Genomic DNA, 14401 nt, shown 5'->3' on the forward strand with positions numbered 1-14401 from the left:
CCGCGCCCGACGTGACCGCTTCGAGGCAGCCGGTGTTCCCGCAGCTCAGCCGTGCCAGCGCCGCCACAGCGCGGCGTAGGAGCCGCCGCGCGCGAGCAGTTCGTCGTGGGAGCCGAGCTCGGTGATGCGTCCGCGCTCGACGACCGCCACCCGATCGGCGTCGTGAGCGGTGTTCAGCCGGTGTGCGATCCCGACCACGGTGCGACCGGCGAGGATCCGGCTGAGCCCTTGCTCGATGCCGCTGGCGGCGTTGGGACTGAGCATCGAGGTCGCCTCGTCCAGCACGATCACCTCCGGCTTGGCCAGGATCACCCGCGCCAGCGCGACCTGCTGGATCTCCGCGGGTGTGAGCGCGTGGTCGCGTCCGCCCACTTTGGTCTCCAGTCCGTCCTCCAGCCGCCCGGGCAGATCACCGGCGCCGACGGCCTCCAGCGCTTCGAGCAGGTGGCCGTCCTCCGCATCCGGCGCGCCGAGCCTCAGGTTCGAGGCGAGCGTGTCGTTGAACAGGTGGTACTCCTGTGTCGCGAGGATGATGAACCGACGCAGCGTGTCCTCGTCGATCGTCCCGGCCTCGGCCCCGCCGAGGTGCACGGCCCCGCGATCGGGCCGGTGGATCCCCGCCATTAGACGCGCCAGTGTGGACTTGCCCGCGCCGGTCGGGCCCACCAGGGCCAACCGCTCGCCTCGCCGCAGTACCAGGTCGACGCCGTGTAGGACCGGCCGTTCGGGGTCGTAGCCGAAGCCGACGCCTTTGAGTTCGATGATCTCCTCCGCCTCGCGGTCCGGCAGCCCGCCGCCCTCGATCGCGTTCTCGGCCTGCACGCCGACCAGGCGCGCCAAGGAGACGCCGCCGATCTGGACCTGCTGCAGCGAAATGATCATCTCTACGGCCGGGGCGACCGCGAGCTGCATGATGAGCACGACCGTGGTCGTCTCCGCCAGTGACAGCCGCCCGGTCGCCGTCAGGTACCCGCCGACGACCAGTACCGTCAAGCACGGCAGGAACGCCGAGAAGTCCAGGACTGGAAACAGCACCCGCTGCAGTCTCATCATCCGCATCCGTGCGGCGTACTTGCGGTCGATGGCCTGGTCGGTGAGGGCGACGCGCCGCCGTTGCCAGCCGAACGCCTCGACGGTCTTGATGCCGTCGATCGTCTCGGCCACGGTCGCGGTCAGGTCGGCGCCGGCCGCCTGGACGGCGTGGAACGCCTCGAATGCACGCTTGAAGTACCAGCGCAGCACCAGGAGCATCGGTGGCACCGCCACCAGGATCGTCAGCCCCAGCACCGGCGAGACGACGAACGCGCCCGCGACGTAGACCAGCACCGAGACGAAGCCGGTGAAGAACTTCGGCGCGGCCGAGGTGATCGAGTGCTGGAGCTGGCCGACGTCCAAGTTGGTCCGTCCCAGCAGGTCACCGGTTCCGGCGGCCTCGATCTGCCCGGGAGGCAGCGCGAGGACCCGCTCGAGGAACTCCTCTCGCACGTCGGCACCGACCTGCTCGCTGAGCACGGCCAGCTGCCGGTGGGCGGCCCAGGCCAGGCCTGCCTGGACGAGCACGGAAGCGAGGATCAGACCCAGCTGCCACGGCAGATCCGAACCGGGGTCGGGGCCGCCGGCGGCCCAGGAAGCGAAGCCTTCGGTCATGATGCCGACGACATAGGGCGCGCCCATCGCCGCGAGCGCCGCCATGATCGTCAGCGCCACGATGAGTGCGAACCGCCATCGGTGACGGCCGACGAGCTCGCGCAGGTAGGCACGGGTCTGCTTCGGAGCGGCGACGGGCAGCTTCTGGATGATCATCGGGTGACCGCCTCTCGGTACTCGGCCTGCCGCAGCAGCTCGGCGTGGGTGCCGGCCGCGACCCCGTCGGCGACGAACTGGACGCGGTCGCAGACGGCCAGCAGCTGGGGGGAGTTGGTGGCGATCACGGTGGTCCGACCGCGACGGTGGCGCACCAGGCGTTCGGCGATGCGCGCCTCGGTCTGGGCGTCGCAGGCGCTGGTCGGATCGTCGAGGAGGAGGATCTCGGGCGCGGCCAGCAGCGCGCGGGCGAGCAGCAGTCGCTGGCGTTCGCCTCCGGAGAAGTTGCGTCCGCGCTCGCCTACCAGTGTTTCGAGGTCATATCCGCTGTCGGGGACCTCGTCGCTTTCGACCAGGGAGAGGTCGACGCCGACGATGTCGACAGCAGAGGCGGTGTGGACGGCCCGCATGATGTCCGCGTCGGTCTGCTCGCCGTCCACGTCGAGCTGCTCGCGCAGCGGCCCGCTGAACAGTTGAGCGTGGGTGTCCAGCAGGTGGATGCGCGAGCGCACGATCGCGGTGTCGAACTCGCTCAAGGGGATCCCGCCGATCGTCGCGGGCGTTGCGTCGCCGTGGCCGCCGAGCCGGTCGAGCAGGTCGTCGGCGCCCATGCCGTCTTTGACGGCGACGCCGGTGACGAGCCCGGCCTCGGCGGTGACGCCGGTGCCCGGATCGTGAAGCGTCGCTTCGCTCGGCCAGCCCCGCATCCCGGATGCGACCGGTCCGTCCTCCTCGGGGATGCCGTGGACCCGGCGGGCGGCGACGATGGCGCCGGTGAGCGCGTCGACGCTCATGATCGCGAATCCGAGGGGGCGGGCGAGCGCGACGAGGTAGCCGAACAACGCCACGAACTGCCCGACGGAGATGACGCCGTCCAAGGTCATGCGCGCGCCGAGCCAGAGGATAACGAGCAGGAGCGCACCGGGCAGGGCCAGTCGCGTGAATTCGAGCCAGGCGGCCGCCGTCCCGACGCGCACCCCCGCCAGGCGGGTCTTCTGGGAGGCTGCGCGGTAGCGGCCGGTGAAGTGGGCCTCGCCGCCGATGCCGCGCAGTACCCGCAGCCCGGCGACGGCGTCGACGCCGATGCCGGTCTGCTCGCCGAAGCGTTGGCGGCGCACGCCGCCGCGCGACTCCAGGAGCAGGAACAGCGGGCGCAGGATCATGAACATGGCCGGCAGGCCCAGGCCGACGGCGAGGACGAACCACCACGACTGGGTGGCCAGGATCGCCAGCGCCAGCGCGAATGCGAAGACCGAGGAGATCAGCCGGCCGGTCATCATGGACAGGAAGCTGAGCGAGGTGGCGTCGGAGGCCGAGACCGAGACGAGCTCGCCGGCGTCGGCGCGCTGCTTGAGCGGTGCCCCTACGGCGACGACCGCGTCGACCAGGCGCCGTTGGACGCGGAACTCGGTGTCCATGAAGGCGTACATCATGTAGATGAAGCTGATCACGCCGGTGAGCGTGGTGAGGCCGATGAGGACGGCCAAAGCGCCTGACCACCAGTACAGGGCGGCGCGGTCGTCGGCGACGAGGCCGTCGTCGACGGCGCGGCCCACGACGTAGGGGATGAACTGCTGGCAGCCGAGGAACACGCAGGTGACGATCGTGTTCACCAGGACGAGCTTCCGCTGGGCGCGCAGCAGCCAGCCGATGACGGCGAGGGCGGGCCTGGAGTGGCCCAGCGGCTTCCCGGGGTCGCGGGGTGGGGTGAATCGTGCCATGCGCTCCGCTCTCACAATCGCCGTCGAGGGCGAGCGAACGCTATCAAGACTCGGTGGCCGCTGGGAATCCGTTTTTCGGCACGTGGACCGCTGGGCCCGTCCAGGCAGAGCTGCGCACTACGGACGCGTAAACCCCGGCCGATCCGCTCAGGCGAGTCTCGGGATGACTGCGATCGCGCCCTCCCTGTCGTCGACCACCTCAAGATGATCAAACCTCGAATTTCTAAGAAGGCTCCTGATCCAATGACCCGATCGGGAGCCGACTCCGATGAGATGTCGGAAAAATGCAGGTGCGGCACGCCCGCGACTATGGGAAGCTCCAGCCCGTGGAGTACTCGCGAATAGACGGCGTCGACGGCATCCGGTACACGAAGCGCTTGCGGCTCGAACCGGTCGGCCCCGTCAAAGCCCGCGACCTGTGGCTTGTGCAAAGCGACGACGGAGTCTGGCCCTGGTACGCCGGCGAGAAGCCGGGCTTGGAGCAGGCGCAGTAGCGGGCGAAGCATATGGGCGAATCGTGGTGTCTCCACGGCGTGCACAAGTGGATCGCATACGACCGGGCGAACGGCGAGGCCGTGGGCCGAGGTGGACTGTCCCGCACACCAGTCGACAACGACTGGGTTCGCGTTCGAGGTCCTTGGGATGCAGGCCGTGGTCTCGTGCACCGCCAGGCACAACATTCGATCGCGCGCCGTCATGGAGCGCATCGGTATGCGGTACGCAGGCGAGATCCGGACGCACGGCAGGGTAGAGGGGATGGAAGGGGAACAGGAGGACGCGCCGTTCACGGTGCATATCCTGCTGCGCCAGGACTGGGCCCGAGCGGTCGAGGCGGCGACGTGCGGTCTCGGCCTGTGACGCCCAAACCACACGTCTTCCGATGGTTGCTAGAGATTTTTACTGATGCCGCTGGTCAGGTCCGTGACCGTGATGTCGGAGAATTCGACGGTCATGGGCGGCGAGCAGTTCGGCTGGAATGAAGCGGTCGTCGTCAGCGAGAAGACCGCCTTGCCGTTCTGCACGGTGAAGACGCCTTCGGCGAAGACGCTCGTCTTGTTCGAGGCGTTCGGGTTCTTGCCTCCGTTGTTGACGCATTCGGCCGTCGCGGAGATCTGGACTTCCACCTCCGGCTCGTTGCCGAGCCCGGCGATCTTTCCCGAGACGGTCAAGGTGCCGTCCGACACGATGGCCGAGGCGCCGACGAAGTGCGGGTTCCCGGCCCACGCGGCGGATGGACCGGCGAACAGCAGCGCAGCCGCGGCGAATGCCACAATGATGAACCTTTGCATGATGTCGTCCTTTTAGGTTGTGATTGCGACGGCCGTGCGCGGTCGCCGGTCACCCGCGGAGACCGACGGACTCCAATGCAGAGAACAGCGGCCGCAGACAGCTCTGGCATCAGAGGTCGCTGGACGAGGCGCAGGCGCCGTGCGGCCTGGTCGGTCTCGGTGCTCACGCGCCCGACCTGTTCGCGACTCCGATCAGCGGACAGAATAACACTGTCGGTGATCTTTATCTCTCTGATAGTGACGATGGCGAGTCGACTTCCGCACGCGATTGCAGTGCCGGCGAAAGCGAGCCGAGCAGCACTGGCATGCACCACAAGCGAGCCGAAGCCCCTTCGGTCAGGCGAGCTTCGGTACCGCCGCGGCCAAGAGCTCGCGGACCTTGCCGAGGTTGGCCTCGAACACCTTGAACACGGCCTCCTGCGTGACCGCCTCGACGTCGGGGTCCTCGTCGAGCCCGGCATCGTAGTCGGTGACCAGTGCGATGCCCGCGAACGGGATGCCCGCCTCGGCCGCGAGAGGGGCCTCGGGGGACTGGGTCATGTTGACCACGTGCCACCCGGCGGCGCGGTGCCAGGCGGACTCGGCGCGGCTGGAGAACCGCGGGCCGTTGACCACCACGACTGTGCCGCCGTCGTGCGCCGTCACGCCCACCTCGGCCGCCGCGTCGAGCATGACGCGCCGCAGCCGCGGGTCGTACGGTTCGGCGAACGGCGCATGCACGGGCCCGTCCTCGAATTCATCGTAGAACGTGGACGCCCGCCCCCACGTGCGGTCGACGACCTGGTCGACCACGACGAACTCGCCCGGCCTGATCTCCGGGCGCAGCGACCCGGCCGCGAACGGCGAGATCAACGCCCGCACACCGAGTTGCCGCATCGCATCCACATTCGCTCGGAAGTTGACCTTGTGCGGCGGGAAGCGGTGGTCGGCGCCGTGCCGCGGCAGAAACGCCACCCGCACCGAGCCGAAAGCGGCGATGGTCACCGGCGCCGACGGCGCGCCCCAACGGGTGTCGACCGCAACGGTCTGGGCACCATCGGCGAAGGCGTAGAAACCGGTGCCGCCGAAGACGCCGATGTCAGCGCGGGCCTGGGTCTGGTCGTTCAACGAACACTCCTCAACGATTGACTGCGGATTCGCGGGCGCGCGCCAGTTGCACCCGCATGTCCTTGACGGCCCTCAAGGTGCCCCCGACCGTGCCGGTCACCTTGCTCCTGCCGACCCTCGGCCGATACGGGACCGGGGTCTCGGCGATGCGCCACCCGTCGAGCCCGGCGCGCAGCACCATTTCGAGCGGCCAGCCCGAGCGCCGGTCGGCCAACCCCAGACCGAGCAGCGCCTCGCGGCGGGCGGCCCGCATCGGGCCGATGTCGGTGACCTCGGCGCCGCACAGGCGCCGCACCCGCCGCGCCAAATACCGGTTCGCGAGGCGGTTGTGCAACGTGATCGCCCCGGCCTCAGGGTCGCGCGCGCCGAGCGCCAGATCGGCCTCGCCCCCCAGCACCGGTTCGCAGACCCGGCTCAGATCACCCGGATCGAGCGAGGCGTCGCAGTCCATGAACGCCACGACCGGCGCGGTCGCGGCGGCGAGCCCCGCATAGCAGGCCGCGCCGAAGCCGCGCCGCGACTCGGACACCACCTCGGCACCGAGCGAGGCCGCGACCTCGGCCGAGCCGTCGTCCGAACCGTTGTCGACCACGATCGGCCGATAGCCCTCGGGCATCCGCTCCAGCACCCACGGAATCCCCTCACGCTCATTGAGCACCGGCAGCACCACGTCCACCCTCGCCGTACTGAGCAACTCCCCGACCCGCCGCGCGGTGCGCGTGCGCGGCGCGAGCCCGGCGACCGCCAGCGCGTCCTCGGCCTCGTCAAGGTCGCGCAGCACCGGCAGGTCGGCGACGGTCAACCCCAGGGCGTGCAGCTGCTTCCGCTGGATCAGACCGGTGTCGTTCCTGCTCATCGGCACGTTCCGGAACGCATCGGGATGCGGCCGGGCCATCGCCAGCGCCCACCAACCGCCGTCCTCTGCCAGCCCCAGCGCCGCCTCGTACCCGCCGTCGACCACGACGGCCAACGACTCGTCGAGCAGCTCGGGCGTCACCTGCGGCGTGTCCATACCGATCTGCAGACCGGGACCGCCCGAGTGCGCCCACGCCGCGGCCAGCCGCTCGTTGAACGTCCCGCTCACCTGCGCCACCACCTCGAAACCCTCGGGGAGCCAAGGCCCCGGCTCGCCCTCGAGCGCCACGATGCGCCTGTCGGCACCGCAGGCGGCGACGGCTTCGAGCGTGTCCGCGAGCGACGCCTCCGCGACCGACGCGGCCTCCACATCGGTCAGTGGGGGAGAGAGCCTGGTCTTCACCCGGCCGGGCACCGGCGACTTGGCCAGGACGAGGAGATGGGTCCGCTGCATGCGACCGATGGTACGTTTCGCTCCAGTACAGCGGGGCCGGCAGAACCTTACGGTCCGCGAAAGTCTCGGCCCAAAGGATGACGGGGGGACCGGCGATCGGTCATCGTAGGCATATGAGTTCTGACGCCGACCCGCGTGTCCTGGTCGTCGACGACGATCCCGCGCTGGCCGACGTCGTCGCCCGCTACCTGCGCCGCGAGGGCTTCGAGGTCGACTACGCCTCCGACGGCGCCACCGGTCTGCAACGCGCCCTGTCCACCCTCCCCGACCTGGTCGTCCTCGACTTGATGATGCCGGGCATGGACGGCTTCGAGGTGTGCCGCCGCCTGCGCCGGTCCACCTCGATCCCCGTGGTCATGCTCACCGCCCTCGGCGAGGAGAACGACCGCATCAGCGGCCTCGACCTCGGCGCCGACGACTACATCACCAAACCGTTCTCGCCGCGCGAACTCGCCGCCCGCGTCCGCGCCGTACTGCGCCGCGCCGGCGGCGCCACCGGTCCGGCCGAGCTCCTCACCGGCGGTGGCATCGAGATCGACACGTTCGCGCACGAGGTGCGCCGCAAAGGCGAGCCCGTCACCCTCACCAGCAAGGAATACGACCTGCTCGTGTGCTTCCTGACCAGCCCCGGCCGCGCCTGGAGGCGCGAAGAGCTCCTGGAGACGGTGTGGGGTTGGCGCATCGGCGACACCTCCACCGTCACCGTCCACGTCCGCCGCCTGCGAGAGAAGGTCGAAGACGACCCCTCCGCGCCCCGCCACCTCAAGACCGTGCGCGGCGTCGGCTACCGCTGGGAGGACTGATGCGACGCTACCTGGGTTCGGTCCTGTTCCTGGCCATCGCGATCCTCGGGGCCGGGGCGATCGCGGTCGCCTTCGAGTTCCCCGCCGGCGACATCATCGTCCTCATCTCCATCGCCGCGGTCGCCTCCGCGGTCGCCAGCCTCATCGGCGGCGTCGTGCTGCGGCTGCTGCGCAGCCGCCCCGCCCGCGTCCAGACGATCACCGTCGCGCTCTCCTCGGTCCTGGTCGCCGCGACCGGCGTCGTCACCGCCGCGCTCGCCATGTTCATCTCCCTGCACGACCTGGTCGTGCTGTTCGTCGTCCTCATCGTCGCCTCGGGCGTCGCCCTCGGCGCGGCCTGGCAGCTCGGCGACGACATCGGAGCGGGCGCCAAGCAGGTCGGCGACTACGCCCGCACCATCGTCGGCCGCGACGGCAGCGTGAGCGCCGAGCGGGCCCCGTCCGTCACCGGACCCGGCGAGCTCGCCGCGCTCGGCGCCGAGCTCGCCGACGTCTCCAGGCGCCTGGAGGAGTCGCAGCGCCGCGAAAGAGCCCTGGAAGCTTCACGACGCGAACTCATCGCCTGGGTCTCCCACGACCTGCGTGCACCCCTGGCCACGATCCGCGCGATGACCGAGGCCCTCGACGACGACGTGGTCGACGACGACGCCACGGTCAAGCGCTACCACTCCCAGATCCGCACCGACGCCGAACGCCTCACCGCCCTCGTCGACGACCTGTTCGAGCTCTCCCGCATCAACAGCGGTTCGCTCCGGCTCGGCACCGAGAAAGTGGACCTGTGCGACGCCGTCGCCGACGCCCTCGCCGGCGCCAGCGCCGCGGCCGAGATCAAGGGCGTCAACGTCCGCGAGCGCATCGGCGCCGCACCGCCGGTCGAGGTCTCGGCCCGCGAGTTCTGCCGGGCCTTGGACAACCTCGTCGACAACGCCATCCGGCACACCAGCCCCGGCGGCACCGTCGTCATCGAAGCGGCCGGAGACGGCGACGCCGCCCTCGTCCACGTCACCGACGAATGCGGCGGCATACCCGAGACCGACCTGCCGCGCGTGTTCGACATCGCCTTCCGCGGCGACGAGGCCCGAGGGCGCGACGACCGCGGCGGCGGACTCGGCCTCGCCATCACCCGCGGCCTCATCGAAGCCCACGCCGGGACCGTCTCGGTCGCGAACTCGGGCCGCGGCTGCCGGTTCACCGTCCGCCTCCCTGCCGGGAGCAGCCGGTGACGGACCGACGCAAGGCGGCCCTGACCGCCGCCGCCCTGGCCGCGTGGGCGCTGCTCCTGGTCGCAGCGTGGCTGCTTGGCCAGTACAAGGTCGCCATCACTGAAAAGAGCCTCAAGCTCGGCGCGATGCCCCTGTTCGGCCGGTGGGAATGGCACTTCGAGCCCCGCCTGCTCGTGCCGGTCGCCGTAGGCGCGCTCATCATCGCGGTACTCCCGGCTATAGCCCGGGACCGGCGCTGGCGCCTTGCCGTCGCCGCCACCGCCCTCGCCGGGATCGCCATGAGCCTCGCGCTCGCCTACGCCCACTCACACCCAGGCACTTGGGAGGACCTGCACCACCACTACGGCGACCCGATCCACTTCGTCGACGACGCAGGGGGCGTCCGCCCGTTCCTGGAGACCTACACCGACATCCAGCGCACCGGTGCGTTCCCGATCCACCTCCAGTCCCACCCGCCGGGCCTGGTCCTGTTCCTGTGGGCCGCGGCGCAGATCGGCCTCAAGGGCGTCCTGTTCGAGAACACGGTCACGATGCTCGCGGTCGCCGCCGCGATCGTCGCGGCACTGGCCATCGCCCGCGACGTCGCCGGTGAACGCCTCGCCCGCAGGGCCGCGCCGTTCCTGGTCGTCGCCCCCGCCGCGTTCTGGCACACCAACGCCGACATCGTCTTCGGCGGCGTCACCCTCACCGCGCTCGCCTGCCTCATCCTCGCGACCGGCCGCGAAGGGCCCAAAGCCGTCTGGCTCACCGTCGTCGGCGGCCTCCTCGCGGGCGCCGCACTCATGCTCTCCTTCTCGATGGTGCTCCTCGCGATCCCCCTCGTCGTCGTCGCGCTCCGGCGCCGGCGCTGGATCGTCCTCGCCGCGGGCGGCGCGCTCGCCGCACTCGTCGTCCTCACACCGCTGGTGTGGGGCTACTGGTGGCTCGACGGCCTCCAGGCCACGCGCGAGCGCTATTACCACGGCGTCGCCTCCGTGCGCGGCTACTGGTACTTCCTCATCGGCAACCCCGCAGTGTTCGCGCTCGCGCTCGGGCCCGCGACCGCCGTCGCGCTCGCCCGCCTGCGGGACCGGCGCATGTGGATCGTCGTGGGATCGTGCCTCGCCGCGGTCGCGCTGGCCGCGCTCTCGGGCATGTCCTCTGCCGAGACCGAGCGGATCTGGCAGCCGTTCATGCCGCTGGTGCTGCTCGCCGGATGCGCCCTGAACCGGCCGAGGGCCTGGCTGGCCCTCCAACTGGCCGTCGCCGTCGTCCTCGCCGCCGCCCTGCGCGTGCAGTGGTGACCCGAGAGAAAGGCAGAAACCCATGCGAGTACTGGTGACCGGCGGGGCCGGATTCATCGGGGGTCAGATCGTCGAGCAGCTCGCCGCGCGCGGCGACCAGGTCGTCGTTCTCGACTCCCTTGCCGCGCACGAGGAACCGCCCGAGCACTTGCCGGACAGCGTTGAACTCCTCGTCGGGGACCTCGGCGACGAGCGAGCTCTTCGCCGGGCGGTCGAGGGCGTCGACGCGGTCTGCCACCAGGCCGCCCGCGTCGGCCTCGGCGTCGACTTCGACGACGTGTCCGACTACGTCGCCGACAACGACCTCGGCACCGCGAATCTCCTGCGCGCCTTGTGGCGACGCTCCTTCACCGGCCGCCTCGTAGTGGCCTCCTCGATGGTCGTCTACGGCGAGGGCCGCTACCGCTGCCCCGAGCACGGCGACGTCCGCGCCGAACCCCGGCGCAGGGACGACCTCGACGCCGGTCGCTTCGAACCCCGCTGCGGATGCGGCGCGGACCTCGAATGGGCGGCGGTCCGCGAGGACGCCCGACTCGACCCCCGCAACGTATACGCCGCCACCAAGGTCCACACCGAGCACCTCTCGTTCCTCTATGGACGGGAGTCCGAGGCCACGGTGTGCGCCCTGCGCTATCACAACGTCTACGGCCCCCGCATGCCCCGCGACACCCCCTACGCCGGAGTCGCCAGCATCTTCCGCAGTGCCCTCGAAGCAGGCAAGGCCCCCCGCGTCTTCGAAGACGGGAACCAGACCCGCGACTTCGTCCACGTCCGCGACGTCGCCCGCGCCAACCTCCTCGCCCTCGACTCCGCGTGGACCGGCGCGGCCAACATCGCCAGCGGCGAGCCCCACAGCGTCGGCGACATGGCGCGCGCCCTCGCCGCCGGGTTCACCGAGGCCACCGAACCGGTCGTGACCGGCGAATACCGGCTCGGCGACGTTCGCCACGTCGCCGCCTCGCCCGATCTCGCCGCGGAAGCGCTCGGCTTCCGCGCCGAGACCGGGTTCGCCGAGGGCATGGCCGACTTCGCCCACGATCCCCTCCGCTGACCGTTCCACAGTTCTCACCGGCCGGGGGTCTCCCCTCTCGCCCGGGGAACCCACGCGCCGTGGCGGTCACTCGTCGGGAACGAAATCGCCTGCCATGGCGAGGATCTGGACCGCCGCCTGTCCCCACTGGGCGATCTCGTTGGTCGCGATCCAGTACCAGGTGCTCGGGTTGAGCGTGTCGGCCACCTCTTCGGCCTGCCGGTCGGGGTCCGGGAAGATCTCCCAGCTCTTGATCGGGTTCCGGAACCGGTGCCAGGCGTGCTCGGCCTGCGACTCATCGCCGGTCCGGAGGTAGACGAACGCGTTGGCGCGCGCATAGGCGTACAGGAACAGGTCGGCGAACCGGCCTCCGTACTCGGCCTCCTGCTCTTGGCGGCTGGCGGTGTAGAAGCGGGAGTAGCGCAGCCAGTCCGCCTCGAACTCGGGCATGTCGACAGTCAAGATGAGCTCGGCGCAGATCTCGATGCGGCCGAACGCGTTGGCGAGGTTGCTGCGCTCGACGACCGGCTGCTGGGCGATGGCGTACCGGCGCGTCTCCATGTTGTACTTGGCCGATCCCTGCGCGAAGCCGTTGGGCTGGGCCGCGATGGTCTCCATGGTGCCGAGGACCTTCTCGCGGCAGGCCTCCCAGTCCGGTCCGCGGCGCTCCCACTCGGTGAGCCAGGCCGCGGCCAGGGCCGCCCAGCTGGTGCCGAAGCTGATGTCGAGCGCCGTCGGGTCCGGCACGTAGTCGTCCTCGGGGTCGCGGATCTTGCGGCCGGTGTCGAGGACCAGCGCGGTCTTCTCGCTGTCGGAGAGCAGGTGGAGCAGGTCCCCGGTGCGCTCGTCGGCGGTGAGGTAGTAGAAGTACCGCCGGTAGTTGGCGTTGGAGATGCGCACCTGCTTGGACGAGTCGCCCCAGTGCTGGACGCCGTGCCGCGTGCCCAGGCCCGCCCACTCGCCCAGGTGGTAGACGTTGACCTCGCTGGTCTTGCGGGTCATCGCCTCGGCGAATCGGAAGACGTCGGCCCGGTTGGAGTGCAGATAGGCCTGCCACAGCCACATGTCCGGGGAGATCTCGGAGTTGTCCCAGGCGTAGCCGCCCACGTCGTACTTCCAGGTCTGCCGGTCGGGGTCCATGGAGTGCATGACGTCGCCGTAGTCCCAGAACCCGTACCAGTGCCGCTCGTCCTGCTGGCTCCGGTAGTAGTCGAAGAAGAAGTCGAGCGAGTCCTCGACTTCGGCTTTCACCGGGTGCGAGCGGTCGACCGGGCCGAACATCCCGCCGAAGGCGCCGGCCGCGGCCATGTGCTCGGTCGGGGCGATCACCTGCGGCTGGGCGCGCACGACGTCGGCCATGTGCCCGAGACGTTCGCGACTCGGGGTAGCCTCGGTCACCCAGAACTGGAGCTCGGTCGTGCGGGCGACGCCGTACGGGGTGCCGAATCCGGGCTCGTAGTCCTCATAGGTGATGTCGAGGGCGTCGAGCTGTTTCTCGTAGGTGTCTTGGCCCATCCCGTCGTGGTAGAACCGGTTGTCCATCGGCTGGGCCTCGGGCGACCACATCCACAGCGTGACGGTGGCGGTGTCGGTGTGGGCGTCGCGGATGTCGAGTCCGGTGGGGTGACGCTGCCAGAAGTCCTTCATGCCGAAGGCGAAGCCGCCCCATGGGCCGCCGAGGTAGCCGAAGCCCGAGGCGCGGCCTCCTTGGTCGACAGGGACCCAGCCGTGCCCGGCCTTGGTGCGCTTGCGGATCGAGAAGCCCTCGCTGGTCAGTTGGGAGAGCGAGTAGTCGCCCCAGGTGGGGATCCAGTGCAGGCGCGCGGTCACGCGCTGGTCCCATGTGGAGGGATCAGGCAGGGCCTGTCCGGCGATCTGGGCCCGGCGCGGCGCGTCGCCGGGGTTGCGGCGCAGGCCGGTGATGCCCTTGACGGCCTCGGTCAGCTGGCCGTGGCCCTCGCCGACGAAGCGGACGTGCCGGTCGTAGAGTTCGTCGGTCAGTGCGACCTTGAAGCGGACGCCGAGACCGGCGATGAACGCCTCTGACCCGTCGGAGTCGTATATGAAGTTGTGGACCATCCGGAAGGACTCGCCGCCGGCGTAGAAGTACAGGCGGACGGTGAACGGCAGCCAGGACTTCTTCCCGCCCTCGTTCTTGCGGTGGTGGCCCTCGACCCGCACCACGGCCCGGACCGGGCCGTCCTGCTCGACGGTCACCTCCTCGACCTTGCTGGTGTATCGCTCGCGGGTGACCGAGGAGGTCTCGGGGTCCGGGGCCTCGGCCTGGGTGATGTTGACCAGGTGGCCGCAGGTGACGATGGTGCGGTCGCCGCGCTTGACGTGCTTGATCAGGTCGGTGCCCCACTTGGCGATGCGGGCGGTGATCACGCCGGTGTCGATGTCGATGTGCTTCCAGGACTCAGAGACGGTGACCGGAGTCGAGGGCGATGCGGGCTCGCCGGCGCTGAGCGTGAGGTGTTCGGCGGTGGCGTCGGGTCCGACGGCATGGCCGGTCCACTTCAGGGACCCGTCGGGCCAGTAGGCGAGCGGCCAGGTCTGTACCGGGACGTCGGCGCCGTCGTCGCCGACGAGTTTGAACTGCTGGTCGCCGGGGAACCGGCCCCGCCCCCAGGGAACGCCCCAGGTCGAGCCGGGGGTTTCGGCGGGTTTGCCTTCGAGCCAGGAAAGGTCGGCGAAGTCGGGGCCCTGCGGCGCGGATCCGCCGCCTCCGGCGAGTTCTTCGGCGCTCGCGGGCGAGCCGTCGAGCAGTGAGGCGGCCGCGGCGACTCCTGCCGTCGTCGCGAGTACGTTGCGACGGCTCATGCCGCCGAGG

Annotated in this window: 12 protein-coding genes; 6 read left to right on the forward strand and 6 right to left on the reverse strand. The window is 70.3% G+C overall.

Features of this window, described 5'->3' with window-relative positions; genetic code table 11:
* Positions 1 to 45: 45 nt before the first annotated feature.
* Positions 46 to 1803, reverse strand: a complete 1758-nt coding sequence (locus tag L0U85_RS15700; RefSeq protein ID WP_241378704.1) for an ABC transporter ATP-binding protein — start codon at positions 1801 to 1803, stop codon at positions 46 to 48.
* Positions 1800 to 3524, reverse strand: a complete 1725-nt coding sequence (locus tag L0U85_RS15705) for an ABC transporter ATP-binding protein (protein ID WP_241378705.1) — start codon at positions 3522 to 3524, stop codon at positions 1800 to 1802. The genes L0U85_RS15700 and L0U85_RS15705 overlap by 4 nt, the downstream gene beginning before the upstream one ends.
* A 284-nt stretch (positions 3525 to 3808) precedes the next feature.
* On the opposite strand from L0U85_RS15705, the gene L0U85_RS15710 reads away from it, so the two are divergent.
* Together L0U85_RS15710 and L0U85_RS15715 are read left to right on the forward strand one after the other, a co-directional pair.
* A complete protein-coding gene (locus L0U85_RS15710; RefSeq protein WP_241378706.1) occupies positions 3809 to 4018 on the forward strand; it encodes a hypothetical protein in 210 nt (69 codons plus the stop codon).
* A 217-nt stretch (positions 4019 to 4235) separates the two neighbouring features.
* Positions 4236 to 4382, forward strand: a complete 147-nt coding sequence (locus L0U85_RS15715; protein ID WP_241378707.1) for a hypothetical protein — start codon at positions 4236 to 4238, stop codon at positions 4380 to 4382.
* A 29-nt stretch (positions 4383 to 4411) separates the two neighbouring features.
* Here L0U85_RS15715 and L0U85_RS15720 read toward each other — a convergent pair whose 3' ends face one another.
* From L0U85_RS15720 to L0U85_RS15730, 3 genes are all read right to left on the reverse strand, one after another.
* Positions 4412 to 4813 (reverse strand): hypothetical protein, encoded by a 402-nt coding sequence (locus L0U85_RS15720; protein ID WP_241378708.1) that lies wholly within the window; start codon positions 4811 to 4813, stop codon positions 4412 to 4414.
* 336 nt (positions 4814 to 5149) lie between these two features.
* The gene (locus tag L0U85_RS15725) at positions 5150 to 5920 is read right to left on the reverse strand and encodes an S-methyl-5'-thioadenosine phosphorylase (protein WP_241378709.1); all 771 of its coding nucleotides are present in this window, start codon (positions 5918 to 5920) and stop codon (positions 5150 to 5152) included.
* Positions 5921 to 5930: 10 nt separating this feature from the next.
* Positions 5931 to 7229 carry a DUF2064 domain-containing protein gene (locus L0U85_RS15730; RefSeq protein WP_241378710.1) on the reverse strand — a complete coding sequence of 433 codons (1299 nt, stop codon included), beginning with the start codon at positions 7227 to 7229 and terminating at the stop codon, positions 5931 to 5933.
* 113 nt (positions 7230 to 7342) lie between these two features.
* On the opposite strand from L0U85_RS15730, the gene L0U85_RS15735 reads away from it, so the two are divergent.
* Genes L0U85_RS15735 through L0U85_RS15750 form a run of 4 tightly spaced genes read left to right on the forward strand, consistent with a single transcriptional unit; the run spans position 7343 to position 11589 of the window.
* A complete protein-coding gene (locus tag L0U85_RS15735; protein WP_241378711.1) occupies positions 7343 to 8032 on the forward strand; it encodes a response regulator transcription factor in 690 nt (229 codons plus the stop codon).
* Positions 8032 to 9255, forward strand: a complete 1224-nt coding sequence (locus L0U85_RS15740) for a HAMP domain-containing sensor histidine kinase (RefSeq protein ID WP_241378712.1) — start codon at positions 8032 to 8034, stop codon at positions 9253 to 9255. Before L0U85_RS15735 ends, L0U85_RS15740 begins: the two co-directional genes overlap by 1 nt.
* Positions 9252 to 10538, forward strand: coding sequence for a glycosyltransferase family 39 protein (locus tag L0U85_RS15745; protein ID WP_241378713.1), 1287 nt, complete (start codon positions 9252 to 9254; stop codon positions 10536 to 10538). Before L0U85_RS15740 ends, L0U85_RS15745 begins: the two co-directional genes overlap by 4 nt.
* A gap of 22 nt (positions 10539 to 10560) precedes the next feature.
* Positions 10561 to 11589 carry an NAD-dependent epimerase/dehydratase family protein gene (locus tag L0U85_RS15750; protein ID WP_241378714.1) on the forward strand — a complete coding sequence of 343 codons (1029 nt, stop codon included), beginning with the start codon at positions 10561 to 10563 and terminating at the stop codon, positions 11587 to 11589.
* Positions 11590 to 11655: 66 nt separating this feature from the next.
* Here the strand turns inward: L0U85_RS15750 and L0U85_RS15755 are convergent, their stop codons facing one another.
* Positions 11656 to 14391, reverse strand: a complete 2736-nt coding sequence (locus L0U85_RS15755; protein ID WP_241378715.1) for a hypothetical protein — start codon at positions 14389 to 14391, stop codon at positions 11656 to 11658.
* Between the last annotated feature and the right edge of the window lie 10 nt (positions 14392 to 14401).

Source organism: Glycomyces sp. L485, assembly GCF_022548875.1.
Lineage (GTDB): Bacteria > Actinomycetota > Actinomycetes > Mycobacteriales > Micromonosporaceae > Glycomyces.